Source organism: Bradyrhizobium sp. SZCCHNR1043, assembly GCF_032489675.1.
Taxonomy (GTDB): domain Bacteria; phylum Pseudomonadota; class Alphaproteobacteria; order Rhizobiales; family Xanthobacteraceae; genus Bradyrhizobium.
Window position 1 is genome coordinate 58564 of record NZ_JAUEYN010000010.1, and the last position, 22829, is coordinate 81392.

The 22829-nt window shown below is 63.8% G+C and carries 16 protein-coding genes and 2 tRNA genes; 8 read left to right on the forward strand and 10 right to left on the reverse strand.

Annotated elements, in window-relative coordinates; genetic code table 11:
- Positions 1-151: 151 nt before the first annotated feature.
- Positions 152-2044 (reverse strand): autotransporter domain-containing protein, encoded by a 1893-nt coding sequence (locus QX039_RS18385; protein ID WP_315772127.1) that lies wholly within the window; start codon positions 2042-2044, stop codon positions 152-154.
- A 281-nt stretch (positions 2045-2325) separates the two neighbouring features.
- Between QX039_RS18385 and QX039_RS18390 the strand changes: the two genes are divergently transcribed.
- Positions 2326-2700 carry a VOC family protein gene (locus tag QX039_RS18390; protein WP_315737900.1) on the forward strand — a complete coding sequence of 125 codons (375 nt, stop codon included), beginning with the start codon at positions 2326-2328 and terminating at the stop codon, positions 2698-2700.
- 60 nt (positions 2701-2760) lie between these two features.
- Here QX039_RS18390 and QX039_RS18395 read toward each other — a convergent pair whose 3' ends face one another.
- The 3 genes from QX039_RS18395 to glmS form a co-directional block, all read right to left on the reverse strand.
- Entirely contained in the window at positions 2761-3558 is a 798-nt protein-coding gene (locus QX039_RS18395; RefSeq protein ID WP_315737899.1) for a DUF502 domain-containing protein, read from the reverse strand.
- A gap of 189 nt (positions 3559-3747) precedes the next feature.
- Positions 3748-4362 carry a LysE family translocator gene (locus QX039_RS18400; protein WP_315772128.1) on the reverse strand — a complete coding sequence of 205 codons (615 nt, stop codon included), beginning with the start codon at positions 4360-4362 and terminating at the stop codon, positions 3748-3750.
- A gap of 52 nt (positions 4363-4414) precedes the next feature.
- Entirely contained in the window at positions 4415-6241 is a 1827-nt protein-coding gene (gene glmS / locus QX039_RS18405; RefSeq protein WP_315772129.1) for a glutamine--fructose-6-phosphate transaminase (isomerizing), read from the reverse strand.
- Positions 6242-6470: 229 nt separating this feature from the next.
- Between glmS and QX039_RS18410 the strand changes: the two genes are divergently transcribed.
- On the forward strand, positions 6471-6698 hold the full coding sequence (locus QX039_RS18410; protein WP_315772131.1) for a hypothetical protein: 228 nt from the start codon (positions 6471-6473) through the stop codon (positions 6696-6698).
- Between the two features lie 9 nt (positions 6699-6707).
- On the opposite strand, the gene glmU is transcribed toward QX039_RS18410, so the two are convergent.
- Positions 6708-8054 (reverse strand): bifunctional UDP-N-acetylglucosamine diphosphorylase/glucosamine-1-phosphate N-acetyltransferase GlmU, encoded by a 1347-nt coding sequence (gene glmU, locus QX039_RS18415; RefSeq protein ID WP_315772133.1) that lies wholly within the window; start codon positions 8052-8054, stop codon positions 6708-6710.
- A gap of 135 nt (positions 8055-8189) precedes the next feature.
- On the opposite strand from glmU, the gene QX039_RS18420 reads away from it, so the two are divergent.
- Positions 8190-9545, forward strand: coding sequence for a hypothetical protein (locus QX039_RS18420; RefSeq protein WP_315772136.1), 1356 nt, complete (start codon positions 8190-8192; stop codon positions 9543-9545).
- 108 nt (positions 9546-9653) lie between these two features.
- Positions 9654-10034, forward strand: a complete 381-nt coding sequence (locus QX039_RS18425; protein ID WP_284416120.1) for a hypothetical protein — start codon at positions 9654-9656, stop codon at positions 10032-10034.
- On the opposite strand, the gene QX039_RS18430 is transcribed toward QX039_RS18425, so the two are convergent.
- Positions 9994-11574 carry a beta-(1-6) glucans synthase gene (locus QX039_RS18430; RefSeq protein WP_315738312.1) on the reverse strand — a complete coding sequence of 527 codons (1581 nt, stop codon included), beginning with the start codon at positions 11572-11574 and terminating at the stop codon, positions 9994-9996. The genes QX039_RS18425 and QX039_RS18430 overlap by 41 nt on opposite strands.
- A 381-nt stretch (positions 11575-11955) precedes the next feature.
- Between QX039_RS18430 and QX039_RS18435 the strand changes: the two genes are divergently transcribed.
- From QX039_RS18435 to QX039_RS18450, 4 genes are all read left to right on the forward strand, one after another.
- Positions 11956-12549 carry a beta-1-3, beta-1-6-glucan biosynthesis protein gene (locus QX039_RS18435; protein ID WP_315737893.1) on the forward strand — a complete coding sequence of 198 codons (594 nt, stop codon included), beginning with the start codon at positions 11956-11958 and terminating at the stop codon, positions 12547-12549.
- Between the two features lie 343 nt (positions 12550-12892).
- The gene (locus QX039_RS18440) at positions 12893-15598 is read left to right on the forward strand and encodes a glycosyltransferase (protein WP_315737892.1); all 2706 of its coding nucleotides are present in this window, start codon (positions 12893-12895) and stop codon (positions 15596-15598) included.
- Positions 15599-16023: 425 nt separating this feature from the next.
- Positions 16024-16099: transfer RNA gene (locus QX039_RS18445), tRNA-Lys, on the forward strand.
- A 463-nt stretch (positions 16100-16562) separates the two neighbouring features.
- Positions 16563-17747 carry a TylF/MycF/NovP-related O-methyltransferase gene (locus tag QX039_RS18450; RefSeq protein WP_315737891.1) on the forward strand — a complete coding sequence of 395 codons (1185 nt, stop codon included), beginning with the start codon at positions 16563-16565 and terminating at the stop codon, positions 17745-17747.
- 444 nt (positions 17748-18191) lie between these two features.
- Here the strand turns inward: QX039_RS18450 and QX039_RS18455 are convergent, their stop codons facing one another.
- The 4 genes from QX039_RS18455 to QX039_RS18470 form a co-directional block, all read right to left on the reverse strand.
- Entirely contained in the window at positions 18192-19214 is a 1023-nt protein-coding gene (locus QX039_RS18455) for a site-specific DNA-methyltransferase (protein WP_315772138.1), read from the reverse strand.
- A complete protein-coding gene (locus tag QX039_RS18460; RefSeq protein WP_315737889.1) occupies positions 19204-20856 on the reverse strand; it encodes a phospholipase D family protein in 1653 nt (550 codons plus the stop codon). Before QX039_RS18460 ends, QX039_RS18455 begins: the two co-directional genes overlap by 11 nt.
- 182 nt (positions 20857-21038) lie before the next feature.
- Positions 21039-21110, reverse strand: a tRNA-Lys gene (locus QX039_RS18465).
- 326 nt (positions 21111-21436) lie between these two features.
- A complete protein-coding gene (locus tag QX039_RS18470) occupies positions 21437-21982 on the reverse strand; it encodes a hypothetical protein (RefSeq protein ID WP_315737888.1) in 546 nt (181 codons plus the stop codon).
- Between the last annotated feature and the right edge of the window lie 847 nt (positions 21983-22829).

Sequence of the window (22829 nt, forward strand, 5' to 3'; positions counted from 1 at the left end):
GATTCCAACGATGGTCTCTAAAACTATGCCCACCCCATGACAAAACTGAAGGCACGAAAACGAAGGGCAGCCCTTCCGGGCTGCCCTCGCCTTGGCCGCAACGTCAGCGCCCCCTCAGAGCCCCCGAGAACGCTGGTCGCCGCGGCAGACCTCAGAACGCGATCTTCAAGCCTCCGCTGCCGAAGAAATCGTCTCCCCCCGTGCGTCCGATGGTGCGCGATACGTTCACCGTCAGCGCCACATTGCTCCAGAACGGCGCCACGACGCCGGCGCTCACCCGGCCGTAGACGTTGTGCGAGGTGCCGTTCGGAACCGTCCAGTTGTTGACGATGACGGGCGCCGAGGTCGCGTTGTACTGGATCAGGCGGCCGTTGCCGATGATGTCGTCATCGAGCGTCAGGTTCAGGTACGGATTGATGACGTTGCCCTGCACCTGGAACGGGGTGCGCAGCTGCACGCCGACGCTGCCGATCAGGGTCTCGGCGGTCTGCGAGCCGACCGCGAGCGTCAGCGCAGGATCGCCGGTCTCGGTGAAGCCGTCGACACGGGCGCGGGCATAGGTCAGCCCGCCGATCGGGCCGAGCTTCGCCGTGCCTGCATCGAACAGGTAACCGGCCTTGCCGGCCGCGACGAAGGTGGTGCCGCCGGGACTGGAGGTGATGGTGTCGACCACGCCCGGCCGCGTGTTGTGATAGTCCTGACGGCCGATCGTCGCCAGGCCCTCGGCAAACAGGTTGCTGCTCGCCCAGGCGCCGTAGAGGCCGAACTGATAGGAGTTGGCATCCGTGGTGCCGGCGCTGTTGAACAGCCTCGCCTTCGGATTGGAATAGTCGAAGGCGGTACCGATCATGGCGTTCGCCGACAGCCGGTACTCGACGCCAATTGTGCCGCCGATGCTGTCGAGATTGAAGCCGTTCGAGGCGGCGCTGCCCTGGCGGTCGCTGACGCCGCCATTGCCCTGCATGTAGAACGACCATGGGCTGACCGGCGCCAGCGGCGGCGCCTTGGTGTAAGGGGACTTGGCGTAAGGCGCCTTCGTCACGGCGGCAAAGGAATTCATCGTCGACGGCGCGAAGCCGGTGGTCTCGCGGAACTGATCCAGCTTGCCGAACAGCGTCGAGGCAAACCCCATCGCCGTGATCGAGGCCACCTCGCCCTGCGGCGCGAAGGTCAGCGGCGCGTTGAGGCGGTTGACGATGTACTGGCCCAGCACCTCGAAGCCGTGCGAGGTCAGGTGCACGCCGTCGACATAGAACAGATACTGGCTCTGCAGCGCCGGATTGCCGATGCACGCCACCGGACAGGCGCCGACATTGGTGAAGCCATAGCGCTGTGGATTGGCCTGGATTAGCGTCCCCACCAGTCCGGTGTCGACATACTCGACACGTACGCCCGAACGCGCGACGCCAGCGAGCGACTGCTGCATCAGGCTGTTATAGGTCGTGCTGTAGGCCTTGCCGGCCGGCGCATTGGCGTTGCCGACGGCCTCCGGCAAGGTGCTGACATCGCCGGCCGTGAACACGATGCTGCGCGCGCCGTCCCCGACCAGCGCGTTGATGCCGGCCATGGCCTGCTGGGCCGTGACGGCCGCGGCCGTCGGCGCTCCAGCGAGCGAGCCGCCGGCGCGGTAATAGGCCCGCGCATCGTTGCCGCCGACCGAGATTTCGACCAGGTCGGTCGACGAGATCCTGCCGGAGAAGCCCGTCAGTCCGCTCCATTCCTGGAAGAAGCCGGGAATGCCGGGCGCCACCACGTTGGTGTTGCCGGCCATGGCGCCGCCGATCGCGTAGTTGAGCTGGGGAATGCCGAGCAGCGCCGAGGTCGTGTCGACGAAATTCGTGCCGCCGCTGAAGCGGCCGGTGGGATAGAGCGGCAGCTTGCCGGCGCCGCCGGTGAAGGTCCAGAGATTGCCCGTGTCGGCGTAGCTGTCGCCAAATGCCTGAATGCGCGTATAGGTGGTCTGGGCTGCTGCCGGCCCCATCAGTTGCAGGGACGCTGCGGACAGCGCGACCGCGCACAACAATGTCGTCCTACTCACAGGCATCCTACGCGCCTCCCCAACGCCTTACTTTTGTTTGCCCGATGTTTCCATGGTGACCATTCGAAACACCACCGCCCGCTGGTTGTAGGAACGACGACATCCGTGGCTGTGCTTTCCCCGCATCATCATGCAGTGCAAAGCGCCGCGATGCGCACGTTTGCCCGCTGGGCGGACCGGACCGCCACCGACCATGCTCACGAAGGCTGCTGACAGAATCTGGCAGAGGGCTCGGCTAGTCGTGTGGCTGAAGCGCTGCAGACGGCGCCGCCACCGGAGAAACGACGATGCCCGACTTCAATTTCCTGATCCTCTACGTCGACAACCCGCCGAGGAGCGCCGCCTTCTATGCGGATCTGCTCGGCCGGCCCGTGATCGAACAATCGCCGACGTTCGCCATGCTGCCGCTGCGCGAGGGGGTCATGCTGGGCTTGTGGTCGCGGCACACGGTCGAGCCGACAGCGACAGGCGCAGCAGGCTTCGCCGAGGTCGCGTTCGCGGTCGGCAATGCCGGCGAGGTCCAGAGGCTGCACGACGACTGGAAGGCGCGCGGACTCTCGATCGCGCAGGCGCCGACACGGATGGATTTCGGAACGACGTTCGTCGCGCTCGATCCGGACGGGCATCGGCTGCGCGTGTTCGTTCCGCAGGATGCGGCCTAGCTCTTCCGCAGTGGCTAGCCTTTCGCGCCAGTCGGCCTTTTAGCCTAGTCTGCTTTCAGCCTAGTCCGCCTTGGCCGGCTCCGGCTCGCGATGCGGCGATGGCTGCGCGGGTGCGTTGGCGAGGCGCGCGGTGTTGGCCATGTTGGCCAGCGCCGCGACCTTTTTCTGCTGGTCGGATCCCGGCTGCACCACGCCGCATGACATGATCAACGTCGCCGCGTCCTCGGCGCTCATGTCGACCTCGATGATCTTGCTCCGCGGCAGATAGAAGAAGAAGCCCGTGGTGGGGTTCGGCGCGCACGGCAAGAACACCGAGATCTGCTCGTCGTCACCGGGCAGGCGGCTCGCAATCTCCGTGCTCGGCGGCTGCGAGATCAGGACGATCGACCACATGCCCGGCGACGGAAACTCGACCAGGCCGACTCGGCGCAGGCTCGAGCCCTTGCCCGAGAACAGCGTCTCGAACACCTGCTTGAGGCCGCGATAGATCGCCCGCACCGCCGGGATGCGGCCGAGCAGCCGCTCGCCGAGGTCGACCAGGGTGCGGCCGATCAGGTTGGCCGTCAGGAAGCCGAGCAGCGTCAGTCCGATCACGGCCACGATCAGGCCGGAGCCGGGCACGCCGAACGGCAGATAGGTTTCCGGACGATAGACCAGAGGCACGAACGGCCGGACCAGCCCGTCCACCCAGGTCACGAACCACCACGTGATGTAGAGCGTGATGGCGACGGGTCCGGCTACGACGAGGCCGGTCAGGAAATAGTTGCGAAACCGGAACATCAGCCCATGGTGGGGCGTCTCGGCCGGAGCATCGGCCAAGGGATCGGTCTCTGGCGGCAGGTCGTCGCGGGAACTCATGCGAACTTCCGGGTCGGATCAAATCTCAGCTAAGGGTCTTAGCAGATTTTTGAAGGGCAAAGGCCCTCTTTCCGACACATGCGCGCTTTGCCGCTGACCTGTGGCCCGGCAGCCGGACACCCATTTCAGGCGGAAGGTGCTTCAGGTCCGTGGCGGCGAGTTGCGACGCGGACGGCCGAACGCGGCGCCCTAGGCGCTGCGCAGCGGCAGGGCCAGCCCGACCGCCACGAAGATGCCGCCGCAGACCTGGTTGAAGCGCCGCCCAACCCGCGCGAGCCAGGGGCGAACCTGGGCCGCCGCGCTGGCGATGGCGTATTCGGTGACGAACTCGGTCACCGTATAGGTGACGGCCACGACGGCGAACTGCACCGCCAGGCTGCGATCGGGATCGATGAACTGCGGCAGCAGCGCGCTGAAGAACAGCAGGCATTTCGGGTTGGTCGCCGCGGTCAGGAAACCCTGGCGGAACAGCGCGTGTCCTCTGGCCGTCACGGCTTGGTCGGCCAGATCGACGCCCACCGGCGGCGCGAGCCACAACTTGACCCCGAGCCATGCGAGATAGAGCCCGCCCACCCATTTCAGGACCACGAGCCAAGTGATCGACGACTGCACCAGCGCACCGATGCCGAACATGCACAGCGCGATGACGAGGATGAAGCCGATCAGGCCGCCCGAGATCGTGAACAGAGTCCTGCGTCCGCCGTGCAGCGCCCCGTGCGTCAAGGCGAGCAGGCCGTTCGGGCCTGGCGTCAGGGAGATCCCCACGGACGTGACGAAGAACAGCAGCCAGGTGTTGAGGGCCATCCCGATCCCCGTGATCAAGCGAACCGACCGATCCGCCGGGCCGGACGTTTGCCTATTCCACCGTGACCGACTTGGCGAGGTTGCGCGGCTGGTCGACATCGGTCCCCATCACCACGGCGGTGTGGTAGGCCAACAGCTGCACCGGGATGGCGTAGACGATCGGCGTGAACGTCGCGGCCATGTCCGGCATGGTGATCGTCACCAGCGAGTCCACGGTCGCCTCCTCGGCTCCCTTGGCGTCGGTCATCAGGATGATCTTGCCGCCGCGCGCGGCGACCTCCTGCATGTTCGACACCGTCTTCTCGAACACGCGATCATAGGGCGCGATGACGACGACCGGCATGGTCTCGTCGATCAGCGCGATCGGCCCATGCTTGAGCTCGCCGGCGGCGTAGCCCTCGGCGTGGATGTACGAGATCTCCTTCAGCTTCAGCGCGCCTTCCAGCGCCAGCGGATAGGAGGTGCCGCGGCCGAGATAGAGCACGTCCTTCGACTTCGCGATCTCGCGGGCGAGCTTCTCGATCTGCGGCTCGGTCGTCAACGCCGCCGCGATCAGGCGAGGCACTTCGACCAGGCCATGCACCAGCTTGGTCTCGTCGGCTTCGGAGAGCTCGCCGCGGCCGCGACCTGCCGCGATCGCGAGCGCCGCGAGCACCATCAACTGGCAGGTGAAGGCCTTGGTCGAGGCAACGCCGATCTCCGGGCCGGCGAGCGTCGGCATCACGATCTCGCTCTCGCGCGCAATCGTCGAGGTCGGCACGTTGACGACGGAGAGCGTGTGCACGCCTTGCGACTTCGCATAGCGCAGCGCCGCCAGGGTGTCGGCAGTCTCGCCGGACTGCGAGATGAAGATGGCGAGATCGCCCTGGCGCAGCGGCGCCTCGCGATAGCGGAACTCCGAGGCGACGTCGAGTTCGACCGGCACGCGCGCGAAGCGCTCGAACCAGTACTTGGCGACGAAGCCGGCGTAGCTCGCGGTGCCGCAGGCGGTGATCGAGATGCGCTGAATGTCCTTGAAGTCGAACGGCAGCCGCGCCGGCAGCACTACGCGCTCGGTGCCCATGTCGACGTAGCGCGCCAGCGTATGGCCGACGACCTCCGGCTGCTCGTGGATCTCCTTGGCCATGAAGTGGCGATAGTTGGCCTTGTCGACCAGGAACGACGACGCGCCGGATTTCAACACGTCGCGCTTCACCACCGCGCCCGAGGCGTCGTGGATGATGCCGGAGTCGCGGGTGATCTCGACCCAGTCGCCGTCATCGAGATAGCTGATCGTGTCGGTGAACGGCGCCAGCGCGATCGCATCCGAGCCGAGGAACATTTCACCGTCGCCGTAGCCCATCGCGAGCGGCGAGCCCTTGCGCGCACCGATCAGGAGGTTGCCATGACCCTTGAACAGGAAGGCCAGCGCGAACGCGCCCTTCAATTGCGGCAGCGACGCAGCCACGGCCTGCTGCGGCGAATGGCCTTTCAGCAAATAGGAGTTGACCAGATGGACGACGGTCTCGGTGTCCGTTTCCGACGCGAACCTGGCGCCCTGCTTTTCGAGCTCGGCCCGTAGTTCGCGAAAATTCTCGATGATGCCGTTATGCACCACGGCAACGTTATCAGTTGCGTGCGGATGCGCGTTGCTCTCGGTCGGCTTACCGTGGGTCGCCCAGCGGGTGTGACCGATGCCGGCGTGCCCCTTCAGCGGCTGCTGCCCGAGCCGCTTCTCCAGGTTCTTCAGCTTGCCCTCGGCGCGCCGCCGCTCGAGATGATCGCCCTCGAGCGTGGCAACGCCCGCGGAATCGTAGCCGCGATATTCGAGACGTTTCAAGGAATCGACGAGATGCTCGGCAACCGGCCCGCGTCCCAGGATCCCGATGATTCCGCACATCAGCGCTAGTCCCCAAATCGTCGAGAAAGATTCAAAAGCGTGGCATTGTCTTAACGAAAACCGCGCGCTTTCAGGATTCAATAATTATTGCGGATTGCGACAGGGTTAAGTGGGAGCCCTAACCGAGGGCCTGCATGCAACTCCGGTTTGATGCGGAGGTCCGGTTCGGAGCGCACTTAACGCCCGGTCAACGCTTTCGCGCAGAGACTGTCGCGTCGGAGAGGACGCCATGACCTATAGCCGCCGCCCAACTGATCCCAAAGGCACCAGCCCGCTGAGCCTGTCGCATCCGACCTCCGGAAGCCATCTGGCGCACTGGCCGCCGCCGGCCTTGAGCAACGAGCTCAAGCCGATGCCGATCAAACATCGCGCCAACGAGCCCGTCAAGCACGCCACCCGCCGCGGGTGGCGTTTGACACGTGCGATGTTCGCTGAGTTCCAGGACGACGAAAGCTGATTTCTCAGCTCACTTCTTGTGGCGTTGCTTGGCATTCCGGAAGCGCGCCGCGGCGCCCTCACGCGTCGTCTGCGGGCTCCGCTCGAGCGCCAGCGCATCATCGGGAACGTCGCGCGTGATCACCGAGCCAGAGCCGATATAGGCGCGGGCGCCGATGGTGATCGGCGCCACCAGCGAGGTGTTGGTGCCGATGAAAGCGCCCTCGCCGATATTGGTCTTGTGCTTGTTGAAGCCGTCATAGTTGCAGGTGATGGTGCCGGCACCGATATTGGCATTGGCCCCAACATGGGCGTCGCCGATATAGGACAGGTGATTGACCTTCACGCCCGCCTCCAGCACCGCGGCCTTGGCCTCGACGAAATTGCCGATCTTGGCGCCGTCTCCGAGTGTCGTACCGGGCCGCAGCCGCGCGAACGGCCCGAGCAGGCTGTTCCGGCCGAGCTTGGACTGCACGATGTGCGAAAACGAATGCACCACCGCGCCGTCGCCGATCGACACGCCGGGGCCGATCACGACGAACGGCTCGATGGTCACGTCCTTGCCGAACGTGGTATCCGCAGCGAGGTAGACGGTCTCCGGCGCGACCAGCGTCACGCCTGCATCCATCGCCGCGCGGCGCAGCCGGTTCTGCATCACCGCCTCGGCTTCGGCGAGCTGCGCCTTGGTATTGACGCCGCGCACCTCGTCCTCGGAGGTCTCGATCACGACCGCCTCGAGCCCCTGCTCGCGCGCGATCGCCACCGCATCGACCAGATAGTACTCGCCCTTGCTGTTGGCATTGCCGATCCTGTCGAGGATCGCGAGCGCGCGACGGCCGTCCATCGCCATCACCCCGGCATTGCACAGCGTGATCGCCCGCTCCGCTTCGCTTGCATCGGCCTGCTCGCGGATCGCGACCAGCTTCGATCCGTCGAGCAGAAGGCGTCCATAGCCGGTCGGATCGGCGGCGCGGAAGCCGAGCACGGCGAGCGCTGCGCCTTCCACGAGCGCTGCCCGCAGCCGCGCGAACGTCTCGGCCGTGATCAGCGGCGTGTCGCCGAATGCGACCAGCAGATCGTCTGCGCCGCGCGCGATCGCCTGCCGCGCCGCCAGCACCGCATGCGCCGTCCCCAGCCGCTCGCGCTGAACGAAGATATCCGCGTCGGGCCGCAGGCGCCTGGCTTCCTTCTCGACCGCTTCGTGCCCTGGCCCCACCACCACGGCGATGCTGGCGCCATCGCCTTGCGGCGCCGCCGCCAGGACGTGCGCGAGCAATGATTCGCCGGCGATGGGATGCAGCACCTTGGGGACGCTCGTGCGCATCCGCGTGCCCTCGCCTGCCGCAAGCACGATGGTCAGACTGGATCGAGCGGTCATGAAACACCTGGAATGAAGGGAGCGCATAGGTCGCGCTGTCATAATGCGTTTTCTGCGCGGGGCAAACCGCACCCGCTGAAGCCCCTGGTGGTTTTCCTGTTAATGTTCGCTTCGTGATTCGATTAAGGCAGGTTCATGGCTAAGGACTCCCGCAAATCCGCCGGCACAAATGGAGCTGAGAAGACGGGGGCGACTCTGTCCGGACTGTTTGCCGACGAGAACGAGTTCGATCGCCGCGCGCTGTGGCGGCTCGGCTGGTGGGGGGCTGGCGCCGTCGGCGCCGTCGGCCTGGCCGTTTTCACCAATCAGGCCGCACAGGGATGGCGGCAGGACCGTGTTTCCGCGGCCGATCTGTCGCGCCAGGCACAATTGCTGCAGTCGCTGGCCCGCGAGACGCAAGGCGAGGCGCGCCAGCTCGGCGCGGCCATCGAGACGCTCAACACCGATCGCGACCGGCTGTACGCGCGCGTGACCGTGCTCGAGCAGGGATTGGACTCGGTGACCGGCGCGCTGGCCAAGCAGAGCGCCCAGGCAACCGCCAATCCCGCCCCCGGCGGCAAAGTCGCACCCGCGCCGCAGATCGCGGCCGTGGAGTCCCAGGCCACGGTGGCGGCCCCATCGAGTTCCGCGGCGTCCAGCCCCTTGCCGGCCTACGCGAACGCGTCGCCGTTCATGCCGATTCCCAACGGGGCCGCCGGAATCAATCCGGCTCAGCCCGGTTCCCCGGCGGCTGCCGCGAGCGCCGACAAGACGAAACAGGAGCAGTCCAGGCCGATGTCGGCCGGGCTGTCGGGTGCTTCGTCATCGTCCGTCTCCGCCGCTCTGTCGCCGCCCCCACCTGCACCCGCCGTCGCGGCGACCGGTTCCCAGTCGCCTGGTGGCGCACCGGACCCGGCCGGCAAGCCGGCCGAGACCGACAAGCTCGCAAAGGCTGAGCCCGCAGAGGCCGCCGCCAAGGGCAATGACAGCACGGACGTCACGGTCACGGCGGTCCAGAAGACCGAATTCGCAGTCGATCTCGGCGCGGCCAGCTCGCTCGGAGGATTGCGGGCGCTGTGGCGGGATCTCGTGAAGACCCATGCCGACCTCGCCTCGCTCAGGCCGATCATCATCCTGAAGGAAGGCCGGAGCGGTCCGGGCATGCAGCTGCGACTCGGCGCCGGCCCATTGGGCGACGCGGCCACGGCGGCGAAGATCTGCGCGGTGCTCGCCGAGAGCCGGCGCGCTTGCGAGACCACCGTCTATGACGGCCAGCGCCTCGCAGTCCGTGAGGAGCCGGAGGGGGCCGAGGCGGCCAAGCCGGGCGCTCCGGCGGCTGCCGCCCTGAAGCCGGTGCAGCGTCGGCGCACGTTTCAGCCGCAGGCCCAGCAGCAGCGCCACGGCAAGCGCGAGGAGCCGCCGCCCACAGCAGCAGCACCAGCGCCGCCGCCGGCAGAGGCGCCCAAGCCCGAGCAACCGTCGGCGCTGTCGTCGTTCTTCCGCCGCTCCTGAGCCTCAAATCATCGTGCAGCCAAAGCCGGTTGGGACGGATTGTGAAAGCAGTCCGCGAACCGGCTTTGCGGCTTGTCCGACGATCCTTTCCGCAGCATAGTCCCGCGCATGAAAAAGACCCCGTTCCGCCTCTCGCCCTATCAGGTGCAATGGCTCCTGATCATAGGCTTCGTCACCGTCGGCTATGCCCTCTATCTGCGCTATCTCGCGATCGAGCTGTCGAGCGTCGCGCTGGCCTGCGATGCCGGCCTGCAGACGCTGGCCTGCAAGAGCCGGGCGGTCGCGACCACGCTGTTCAAGAATTCGGTGTTCGGCGCCACCGCGCTGGTGATCGCGGTGCTGCACGTGATGCGGCCGTCGATCGTGCTCTTGACCGGCGGACTGATCGCCGCCGGCCTCGGCATCGTGCTCTACAACATCGTGCTGTCGGGGCTGGCGATCGGCCTGCTCATTCTCGGATTTGCGCGGCCCGCGCCCGCCACAGCGTGAACGCCAGCAGCAGATACATCGCGCAGGTCCACATCGCCTGCCAGTTGTCGCGGCCCTCGTTGTAGATCACGTAGACCGAGGAGATCGCGAGCAGGCCGGCGAAGCTGGCCTCGGCGATCGGGCGCGCGCCCTGCGCCGGACGATTGCCGAGCAGCATCGCGAACGGCACCACCGCCATGGTCAGGCTCGCGAACGGGAAATCGCGGTAGCGCGGGTCGAATACGAAGCCGAGCGCCGTCTCGGCCGCGATCAGCACCGTCACGACCAGGACCAGACCCAGCAGGTAGGTGATCTTCAACTGCTTGCGGCCGTCATTCGGTCCGAGCAGGTCGAGAAAGGTCGGCAACGGCCGCCCGGCCATCGCCGCGTTGGCGCTGAGGATGGGCGCCAGGACGCCGGCAGCGAGCAGCGCCCCCCAATGCAGCCAGCCGCCGACACCGAGGCTCTCATAGAACATCTTGTCCGCGGCCATGCCGAACAGCACGCCCGCTGTCGTCGCGGAGAACCCGACCCCGATCCAGGCCGAAACGTGCGGCGGCCAGGGCCGGCGCCGCACCGTCAGCCACCCGGCCAGGAACACCACGAACGACAGGATCATGCCGCCGCCCATCTGCAGCTTCCACAGCGGATAGTTGCTGACGGGCTCGCCCGGCGGATATTTCAGCGCGCGCTGGTCATCGCTGATCAGGCCCCAATAGCCGCCGACCGTGCCTTCGAGCTTGCGCTTCCACGGCTGGTCATAAGCCTCGATCAGGTTGACGCGGAAGTTCTCGCGCTTGGCGAGGCTGAGGATCTCCGATACCACCCGCGCCTGGTTGGCGCGCGACGGCAGCGCGCCCTCGCGCATCCGCCCCTCGCTCGGCCAGCCGGTCTCGCCGATCAGAATCTCCTTGCCCGGAAAGGCGATGCCGACCTGCTGGCGGATGGCGTCGACATGGGAGGCGGCGAATTTCGCGCGCACCGGCATGTCCTCCCAATACGGAAGGATATGAACCGTGACGAAGTCGACGATGTCGTAGAGCTCGCGGTTGCGCAGCCAGAACTCCCAGACGTCGGCATAGGTCACGGGGACCTGGACCTGGGCCTTGACGCTGCGGATGGTCGCAGCGAGATCGGCGGTCGTCATCTCACCGCGCAGCAGCACCTCGTTGCCGACCACGACCGCCGTGATCACCTTCGGATAGCGCTTGATCAGGTCGACCGCGATCGCGATCTGCTGCTCGTTCTTCAGCTTGTTGGAGCCGAGCCAGATGCCCTGGATCACCTTGATGCCGACCCGGGATGCGATTCCCGGCACCTGGTCGAGGCCGTTCTCGATCGAATAGGTGCGCACGCATTCGGAGATCTTGGCGAGCTGCACCAGGTCCTGCTCGATCTGCTCGGCGTCGATATGGGTGGTCGGATCCAGCGGGCTCTGCTGGCCGCGGAACGGCGCATAGGACACGCACTGCAGCTTCGAATCGAGCTCGATCGGCGCGCGCGCGAGCGTGATCGGCTGGGCCAGCCACCACCACGCGGCGGCGATGACACCCAAGGATATGAGCAGAAGCGCCAGCGGCGTAGGAAGGGATTTCAGTTCCGTGTCTCCAGGCAGGGTGGTGTCGATTACCCGGTCGGCGGCGATCTGCCAAGTAGGCGATCGGCCGAGCCCTCTGGCACTCTTGGCGGACCCGCTTCAAATCACCCTTTTACGATGACGCGAGAAAGTTGGTACGTTGCTGGACAAATTCCGAGATTCCGGTCATTGGGAATCCCGGTTGACCCCGGCCGTCGCAACCAGGTTTCTCGGCCCTGCGCAAGCGCCCGTCAGGAACGCTCCGCGACAGTCGGAATCAATCTCCCGCCGCAATCGGGGCCGATTTGATCGGCATCACCACTGCGTCCGTCAGGGGACGGCACGAAGGCAACAATCGGGGAATTTATGGGTCGACGCGTGCTCAAGTCCAAGTTTTCGGTTTCGCGCCTGTCCGCGGCTCTGGGCCTCGTGCTCCTCATCGGCGCGCCCGGCGCCCTCGCCCAGAGCGGCAGCGACCATCCCCAGGACCAAAAGCCGCAGGCGGCCAATCCGGCCGACGTGTCGAGGGACAACCAGCGCAAGGCCGACGAATTCACCGAAGCGTCCCAGGCGCTCAGTGGCGGCCCGGCCGGCAATCCCGAATGCGTCTGGCTCGGCCGCCGCGTCGTCCAGCTGATGTACAACGACGACCTCGATACCGCCTTCCGCCACCTCGATCTCTATGACCGGTTCGGCTGCCCCGGTGGCCACGTTCAGGCCGCCTTCCGCTGCCTGACGCGATTCATCCCGCAGATCGATCCGAAGGTGCCGAACTCGCTGAACAACCACGTCCATACCTGCTGGATCAATCCGGACGCGAAGCCGCAGGTGGCTGCGGCGCCTGCGCCGGGCCCAGCCTCGAGCCCGGCAGCGACGCCGGCCGCGCAGGCGTCTCCAGCGCCGACGCAGCAGCCCGCCCCCCAGGCTTCGCCCTCGCCCCCGCAGCCTCCGGCGAAGTGACCGGCGCCTGAGGCAGGCAGGACGCACGATCGCGGCGACCGCCCCCCATGCGTGGCGTGCGCATGACAGCGCTCCGATCACGTGGCAGGATACGATCGAGGTCGTCGACGCGCGCTTGAGCCTCGCCCCGGTTCAGGCACCGTTCAGCATGATTGGGCTCTGTTGGGATGGCATATGATGTCGCGGCCTTCGGCTGTGACGGCGTGAGAATGACCGCCTTCGTCGTTCGTCGTCGAACGTCACGCGTGAACGTGCTCCCGGTAGCATCGCATACCCGAGATGGAACGGCGATCGACCGCTCCGCTTCGCCGCTGACTTGATCCTAGGAATGGTTGCCCCTCCAATGCGTGCCGTCGTCGCCGTCCTGCTCCTCGTCACCGCTGTGCACGCCGCCCTCTGGGGACTGCTGCAGGACAAGCAGGAGGCCCCCAATTTCACCGGCCTGCTGCAGAGCGTTTCCTACGATCCGCATGAAGGAACCGGAGCCCCCGGCGCCAACACCGTGGCCTCGCCGGAACGCATCCGCGCCGACATGAAGAAGCTCGCCACGATGACGCGGGCCATCCGGCTTTACTCTTCTACCGGCGGCCTCGAGATCGTGCCGCCGCTGGCCGCGGAGGCCGGACTGAAGGTGATGCTCGGCGCCTGGATCGACAAGGATCCGGACCGCAACGAGCGCGAGATCCAGTCGGCCATCACCCTCGCCCGCCGCAACAGCAACGTCATCGGCATCGTGGTCGGCAACGAGACCATCCTCACGGCGACCCAGAAGGTCGATGAGCTGATCGAGAAGATCAAGCGCGTGAAGAAGTCGGTCAACGTGCCCGTTACCACCGGCGACGTCTGGAACAGCTGGCGCGACAACCCCGAGCTCGCGGCCAATGTCGACTTCATCGCCGCGCACGTGCTGCCCTATTGGGAATTCTTCACCGACGACCAGGCCGTCGATCAGGCGGTGGATCGCTATCAGCTCCTGAAGAAGCAGTTCCCCGGCAAGCGCATCATGATCGCCGAGTTCGGCTGGCCGAGCCAGGGCTACAGCCGCAGCGGCGACAACCGCGGGCCCGCCGTGCCGGGCCCACTCCGGCAGGCGAAGGTGTTGCGCAATTTTCTCGCCCAGGCCGCCTCGATCGGCATGGAATACAACATCGTCGAGGCCATCGATCAGCCCTGGAAATATTTCGAAGGCGGCGTCGGCCCGTATTGGGGCGTCCTGAATGCCGCGCGCGAGGCGAAATTCGCCTGGAGCGGCCCGATCGTGAATCCCGACTATTGGCAGCTCGCGGCCATCGCGCTGCTGGTCGGCGTGCTGCTGTCGCTGCCGATCGTGCGGCTGCGCCAGCCGACCGTGCTGCAGGCGATGATGCTCGCCATCACGGCACATGGCGTCGGTGCCTGGGTCTCCAACGTCTTCGCCTATTGGAACGTGCACTATTTCGTCTGGGGCTCGACCTTCGCACTGACCCTCGGCCTGATCCTCTTGGTTCCATTGATCCTCATTGCGATGGCCCGCATCGAGGAGATCGCCGCGATCGCCTTCGGCCGCGAGCCGCGCCGTCTGCTGACCCGCGACAAGGCCGCGCGCGACCGCGCCGCCATGCCGGAGGGCTATTGCCCGAAGGTGTCGATCCACGTGCCGGCCTATTTCGAGCCGGTCGACATGATGAAGCAGACGCTGGATGCGCTGGCGCGGCTCGACTACCCGAACTACGAGGTCGTCTGCATCATCAACAACACGCCCGACCCGGCGTTCTGGCAGCCGATCCAGGATCACTGCCGCATGCTCGGCGAGCGCTTCAAGTTCATCAACGCCGAGAAGGTCAAGGGCTTCAAGGCCGGCGCCTTGCGCATCGCGATGGAGCGCACCGCCGTCGACGCCGAGATCATCGGCATCATCGACGCCGACTATGTCGTGACGCCGGACTGGCTCTCCGACCTCGTGCCGGCCTTCGCCGACCCCGCCGTCGGCCTGGTGCAGGCGCCGCAGGAGCATCGCGACGAGGATCTGTCGCTGATGCACTACATCATGAATGGCGAATATGCCGGGTTCTTCGACATCGGCATGGTCCAGCGCAACGAGGAGAACGCGATCATCGTGCACGGCACGATGTGCCTGATCCGGCGCGCGGCGATGGACATGGCCGGCGGCTGGTCGAGCGACACGATCTGCGAGGACACCGATCTCGGCCTCGCCATCCAGGAGCTGGGCTGGCAGACCCACTACACCAACACCCGCTACGGCCAGGGCCTCCTGCCCGACACCTACGAGGCGTTCAAGAAGCAGCGCCATCGCTGGGCCTATGGCGGCTTCCAGATCGTCAAGAAGCACTGGCGCCGCTTCCTGCCCGGCCACAGCCGGCTGACCTCGGACCAGAAGCGCGAGTTCTCGCTCGGCTGGCTCAACTGGCTCGGTGCCGAGAGCCTCGGCGTCGTGGTCGCGATCCTCAACCTGATCTGGACGCCGATCGTTGCCTTCGCCGGCATCGCCATTCCCGACAAGATCCTGACCATCCCGATCCTCGCCGCCTTCGTGGTCTCGCTCGCTCACTTCCTGATCCTCTACCGGCTGCGGGTGGCGGTGAAGCCGTGGCAGATGCTGGGCGCGATGGTCGCGGCGATGAGCGTGCAGTGGACGGTCAGCCGCGCCGTGGCGCAGGGCCTGATCACCGAGCACCTGGCGTTCGCCCGCACGTCCAAGGGCGGCCTGTCGCGGATGTCGATCGAGTTCCAGGCGTTCTGGGAGGCCGTGATCGGCGCCCTGCTCCTGATCGGCGCCACCATCCTGATCGTGACCAACACGCTTGCCATCACCGAACTCTACATCTTCGCCGCCGTCCTGATCCTGGAGAGCCTGCCGTTCCTCTCAGCGGTCGCCATCGCGCTGCTGGAGATGTCGCGCATCAACTCCTTCGAGTTCTGGCGCTACACCACCGTCCGCACCGCCGAGCTGATCGGCCTGCGCCCGGTCTGGGTGCCCGAGCTGGCGGGGCCCGGGATGCAACCGGCGCCGCTGAGCGCGGCAGCAACGAAGGCGGCGGATAAGGCGTAGCGCCGAGCGAGGCCTGCCGAAGCCTGCACCGCGTAGCCCGGATGAGCGGACGCAAGGGCCCCGAAGGGCGCAGGCGGCAGCGACATCCGGGGTCATCGCGACGGGGCCCGTGAGACCCCGCATGTCGCCGTCGCTCTGTCGAGCGCCGGCGGCGGCTCATCACGGCGGCTCATGGCGGGCGACGGCCCCGTCATCGCCGCGCCCGAAACGATCGTCGATCTCCCGTGGTTTCCCCCGCCCGCCCTATTGACCGGAACGGACCCACCCCCTACACAGCGCCCACGACAGCATGCGGCCCAAGGTCGGGGTTTTGCCGCCCCGATTTCATGCCGCAATGAACCACGGCCACGCCGCAAGCGTTCCGATGGGTACCTGCCGACGATCCGGACAGTGACGGCCCTGCCGTCGCACCGCTTCTTGGAAGCGAGCGCGTAGCTCAGCCGGTAGAGCACGTGACTTTTAATCATGGGGTCCCGGGTTCGAGTCCCGGCGCGCTCACCAAGATCCCGAACGATCGAATAGTCAGCCTGGTAGACGCCTCCCTTGGCCACGTCGGAACATCGGTAAGACGATGCGTGGCCTCGATCGCCCGTAAGCGGCGGCCTGAATGGGTCTCGATCGGAACTCGATTTGATATTCGACGAGTCGAACGCCCTCGATCCTCATGCGGCTTTGGATCCTCAGTCATTTCCTTGGCTACGATGCTCGTGCGAACCTGACGGGACGTCTCCATGTTCTTTCCACCCAGGCGATGTAACGAGGAAGCTGCCCGATCGCGCGGTCGGACGCGCAGCGCGCCCGCTCTCGCGCGTCAGCTCGATCATGTCGGCACCTCCACGTCTGCCAGAATTGCAGTCTGCGCAAGCAGGGTGCTAAGGTCGATAACCAAAGGTATCGCAAGTCATTTTCATCGAATTCCAGTAAGGCCTTTTTGGCAAGGCGCTCGCGCGTCAGGGGAGCCAGCATGTCTGCAAGCTACGGCGCCGTAATCAACGGGCTGCTCAACGGCGTCGGCTTCCAACTCATTCGCCAATCGACGCTCGATCAGCTGATCTCGTCGGCTCGCAATGGACATGCAAGCGAGCAGGACAACGAGGCAGGACCGAACGACGCCGTCGAACTCGATCCCACGCGATTGGGCAACGAAGGTGAGGATCAAGTCCGAACGGATTTGCAAGCCAGCGAACCGACGGAGACGGTATCGGCCAGCTATCTCCAGAACCTGCAGCGCGAGAGTTTGGCGCTTCGCGAGATGTCGACCGAGCTCATCAAGCTCAAGCTGCAACTGGCCGGAGCGAACGACGGCACCAACTCGAGCGAGCCATCGACTCCGGACGTTGCCGGCCCCCGACTCTACACACCGGTATACGACCACGCGGGATTGCGAACCGATCCCGCGATCGTGCACAACCATGACTTCATGCGGGATCCCCGCTTTGTCGCCGCCTACGAACGTGGCGTCGCCGCCGAGGGCTATGAACCTCGCTATTTCTGGCGGACGCACGTTGCGCTCTGGTGCGCCAGCATCGGCGTCAGCCTTGGCGGTGATTTCGTCGAATGCGGCGTATGTCGCGGCATGCTCAGCTCTTCAATCATGCACTATCTCGACTGGAACAACATCCAACGTCGATTTTTTCTGTTTGATACGTTTACCGGTGTCGACGAGCGCCTCGTCACCGATGAGGAGGTCGCAAGCGGCAACCTCGGCTACTTCAGAGAGATGTACAAGAGCGACATCTATGAGGATGCCGTTCGCAACTTCTCCGAATACAAGAATGTCGACATCATTCGTGGCAGTGTCCCAGCGAGCCTGTCGACCGTCGACATCAATGCCGTCGCGTATCTGTCGATCGACATGAACAATGTCACGCCCGAGATCGCGGCCATCGACCACTTCTGGAGCAAGCTCCAGCCAGGCGCCCCGGTTCTGCTCGACGATTATGGTTTCGTTCGCTACGAGGCCCAGAAGCGCGCATTCGACACCTGGGCCTCTCAGCATGGCGTCACTATTCTCGCGCTTCCCACAGGACAAGGCCTGATCATCAAGCCACCATCGGCGTCAGGGGCTGTGCGTCGGAAGTGGCGCCGCATAGCTCCATTTTTGTGCACCGCCACCGTGAAGCGGTTTTTTGGGATGACGACGGCGTAAGGTTGTCCACATGCCGACTGGCTTGTTCGGCCAATCCAAGGCACAATCGAACATTGCAGTCTTTGATTTATTACCGGGGCGTTTCAATGAATTGGGCAAGAACAGTCGTCGCGATTCCGAATTACGGTGACAGTGCACAATATTAGCCGTCGCTTTCACCGAGTTAATTAGTGCACTGTCACCGTAATCCTAGCCGAAACCGGCGTGCGGCCCGCGGTCGGCTTCAACTGGAACAATGGCACCCTGACCTCCGTCATGGTGACCTACCCCAAGCTCTACACCGCCGAACCGCTCCTGGAGAAAGTCCGCGCAGCGGTGATTAAGGAATTCAAGCGAAGTCCGAGGCAAATGTGCTCGGGTTTGCGGTGAATGGGTGAGGGAGCGCGAGAGGGCTACCTAACTACGAGAGAAGTTTAGTGCAGTCCCACACCGGCCGCACGACCGCTACACTCCTGCAGCCTTAGGAAGCGCTACCTTGGGTCTTCCTCGCCTTCGGACTTGTTTCGACGGGAGTTCGATTACGTGCACGTCAGAACAATCTCTCAATAATGGATGCTCGGACCAGTCCTTGCTGTCGATTAACCGATATTCTGGAACACTCGTAGTCATCTGCGCTCGATGTTGGGCGAAGTAGTCAAGAAATTTTGGGTCGACATCCGAGGAAATAGAGTGGCGCCGATGTTCAATGGCAACTCTACTGGTAACACCGCTGCCGGCAAAGAAATCCAGCACCGTCGACTCTGGGTACGACATCGAACGGATAATTCGCTCGATCAAAGCTTTAGGCTTTTGCGTAGGGTGTCCGACGCGCTCTTTGGAGTTTCCATTCAACCGAGGGATTTTCCACACGTTCGTTGGATTAATACCCTTTTCCAAGCTTTCATGCTTCAAACGTTTGTCACGCTTGTAAAGCTCCAGAATGTGCGGCGGCAATTTTTGCCTTACCGCATCAAGATCAAAGTAATATTTGGGGCTTTTCGCGAACCAAGCTATTTCCTCATGCCTGTTGGCAAAGAAGCGCTGTGCGCCCATGCCGTTCGGATAGTTCCATATAATGAGATTCGCCAAGAGCATATTGCTGTTTTGACGCATCCAACTAATTAAACTGAGAAGATCGCCTGAACCTGCTTCCCCCTGATATTGAAGGCCACCGAAAATGACGAAATTACCGGTCGGGGATAAGACCCGTTCAACCTCTCTTATCCACTGGGACGCCCAATCAACGTAGTGGTTCATATCGTCCCATGTAGCCACGTTGATATTGTACGGAGGATCGCAGATTACGAGCTGGACCGAACTCGACGGCAGCTTCTTAAGCGTATCGAGGCAGTCAGCGACTGCAATGACGTGTGACGTCGGGTCGCTCGTCGGCTTGGCGACTGACCGTGTGGAGGAATGGGATATCCCGTTCTTCCGAAGAAGATTCATCCCAATGTGGCCGCCGTTTCTGTGTGATCTATTGGACATTTGGTGCCGGAATCTGCATTACGCTCTTCAGGTAATAGGTGTCAGTCAGGAACGAAGCGCCGAACAAATTGCGCAGGGCTTTCTGATCAGCGAGTGCAAGGGTCGATTTTTTACCCCAATCGGCCAGGATTATCGGGAGCATTTTCTCGCCTACCTTCGGATCAGTCCCCGGCGCTACGATGACATCAGGTGCTAGGGCAAGCGTACCAACGAGCACGCTTGAATTGTTCTGCCCAACGATCCTGCAGCTTTCGAGCAGGTTCAGCAGAAACGGACAACGATGTTTAGCTGATTCTACCGTCCCTGCCTCTATGCCGATTTCATCGCAGAATAGCTTTACCGCGTCCGACTCGAAGAAGGTTTCATAGATGCGCACCTTTGCTACCGTTGCAGTCCGCTCTTGCTGATAAAGCAGGATCAGCATCTGTTTGACCGCTGGCATGTTCAGCACGCATGAATGGTACAATTTTTGAAGCTCGGCCGATTCGTCGCAAGCCGTGCTGACTACTTCATTGTAATAATTGGCCTGCTGCATCGCTGTTGAATAGTCGCCGTTCTCGTCTCTTTTCAGGACCAAGTCGGCAGGCTTGACGAACGGCTTGATCAAGTTCCAAAGCTTCCGACCCGCATCGGTCAACGCTGGGACGTAGGAGATCGTATCGTCGATCAGCCGAATGTCGGTGATTAGCCCGAGCTCGATAGCAGCAAGCATCTTGTACTTAATTTGACGCCGATAGGCCGCAAGCCGCCCGCTACCCAGCGATCCATCTAGGCGGATGAACTGATCGTCAAATGCAGTGCCCGTCCGATCGCCTGCAAAATGCGACAGGATCGTTAGGATGTGACCAAGATGAGTTCCCTGGGGGTAGTGGAAGCTCTGCTCGGTGTGCCGAACGAAACGACGCCGTTCGGGCGGACTCGATGGAATTATTGCTGGCGCAACCGTAGATCCCGACTCCTCCAGCTTAACGCCCGGCAATTTGAAGATAGATTTGAGGTATACGCTCGGCTTGCCGGTCTTTGTCGCAGCTTCTTCGCCTTCTTCTTCGATCTCACGAGCGCGCTTTGTGGGGGCGAGTGCCAAGCTTCCGGCAGCCAGAAGATCATCGATATCCGCATGCTTGTTAATCCGCGACAAGCCCGCTTGAGTTCCTTTGAACCAGTTTTCGATGCGAGCTTCGATATCCTTGAGAATCGTCAGGTCGTCGCCGCTGCCAGAATCGAGTATCAACCCAGCTTCCACATTCGAGCCAGCGATACCCGACTCTGTCAAGTTCGCAGAGCCCACGTAGGCAGTCTGCGAGCCATCCTCCCGAACGAAGTGATAGACCTTTGGATGGTAAAGACAATTGTCGAAACTGACCACTCCAAGGGATACGTTCGTCTTCGGTATGCCTAAGGTCCCTGCAAGGAATGCAATGTGGCTCGCCAATGTCACGCCGCCGTTCGAACCTAACAGGAGGCGCACGATGTTTCCGTCTGACGCGCATTGTTTCAAGAGAGGCAATAGAAGGCTTGAGCCATCGAGGGTGAAGTATCCCGCTTGGCACCGAAACTCGCGAATCTTAGACTCAACGGTCGATTTCATCCAAAATCCGACCGTCTGTTCGGCTTCGCGTAAACTTGTGTCGATGTATTTCATGGTAATCGCAAACGAGGATGCTGAAGAGGTCATAACAGCACACAACCGCTTCCCGTGCCCATGGCCACGACGATTCCAACAAAGATATTCGTATGAAATCTGTAATCCCGGTTAGACCTAGACCTAACCTTGTCCTGGGGGCAAGCGTCTAAACTGTCGGCTAACGTATTGATCTCACTGGGTGAGCGCGCTGAGGCTCGAACCCAGGACCCCGAGATTAAAAGTCACGTGCTCTACCGGCTGAGCTACGCGCTAGCTTCCAGGGAAGCGGTGTGGCGGCTTGAGCCGTCACTGTCCGGATCGTCGGCAGGATACCATGAGAAGGCGCAAAGCGTCGTCGTGATTCACTGCGGCGCGCGATCGGGGCGGCAAAACCCCGGCCTTCGGCCGCATGCTGTCGCCCGCGCTGTGTAGGGGGTGGGTCAGTTTCGGTCAATAGGGCGGGCGGGTGAAACCACAGGCTGGGGGGCTTGGGCGGATTCCCTGAGCCTGGGGAGGGGCTTGCGGAGGGTCCCGCGCAGCCAGTTTCGTGCACCCTCGCCGCAACTGCCGTAACCGCCAATACCGAAAGATCCGTCCCTTACCTGCCGGGGGCAGCATCGGCCTCCAGCACGACCTTCGCGACGGGATACCGCCAATCGTTCTTCGTGTTGTCGGCGGCGGCGTCGATGCCGGCCACGATGACCGCACCAAGGATGCCGCCGTTCATGCCGCTGGCCAGACGAGCCTGGCGCGTCGAATCGAAGGGCGCGACCGTGATCATCCGCTTTTGATAGCCGGGCTTCTGGCAGGTCACGGCAAGCGTGCTCGACTGTCCGCGATAGAGCGGCACGCGCACCTTGGCGGGGCTCGTCATGGTTGCGCTGAAGCCGGAGGCTTCCAGTGAGCAGGACGCTCCGGCCATCTCGACCTCGCCTCCCCCGCCGGGATTGTGAAATGTCCGCACCTCCACGAGCTGGTCACCCGCGAGCTCGGGCACGCTTGCGTCGGTGCGGCGCTTCGGCTCGTAGACGTCGATTCCTCGGCTGCCTGTCGTCGACCTGACGTCGGTCACACTGTTGACCGCAAGCGGCGCAGCACACCCGCCAAGACACGCCGCTCCCACGATGGCCAGCCAGCCGGCCATCCGACGCAAACCGTTCATTTGAGCCCCCACAGCACCCCTACTGTCGTTACTAGCGGTAGCAGGGGCCGATCTGGGGAACAATAGTCGCAACCTCAGGGGGAATAGAAACAACTAACAAAAAGCCGACTTCGTTGCGGGCCGGCCACAATCGCTGTCGTCCCGGCACGCAATGCTCGCATGAGTTGCAGTGGTCGTTGGGCCTTCATGGCGCAGCTTCTTGGGACAGCCAGCGGATCATGGCGCGACGGCCCTGCGCATTCCAGCAGCGTTGCCGTGAGGATGCGCGGAAAAACTCATTTCATCAGGTCCCTCAAGGCGATCACCCTTGTCCAGTCCCTCCGCCAAAAATATTCGACTTCACTTTTTCCGAATTTCATGATTGACTGTCCCCAACCCGTGCTCCTCGAGAGGGGCGCTTCGCGATCGTCACGGACGTTGAGCGCGGGATGCGGTGGCCGCAGGTGGGTCGCAGCGTGCTTGATGTGCGCGGACGAACGGCTCCTTGCGGACGTGAAATCGCGTGGTCCTGGCGCCCCGAAGCTGGCGCCAAGTCCTGGGGGTGATGATCCCCGAGGGCGACGGTGGCTATCAAGCCGGACACCGGGGAGATCGCGTATAAACGTGAAGACCATCGCGCGGGGAATGCCGGATGTCGGCTGAACCTTGTATGGGGAGTAAGTTGTCGAGAGGGGCGTCGTTTGTTGGGGGCGGCCTTTGGCGCCAAGGAGAGGCGCGGTCAAGGCTGGCCGAAGGCCACCGCCGGAGGCGGCGCGTCAGCGGCCTTGAGCGCGACGAGCTTGGCGCCATCATGGCGCGCCCGCAACGCGCGGTGTCGCGATGGCAGGCC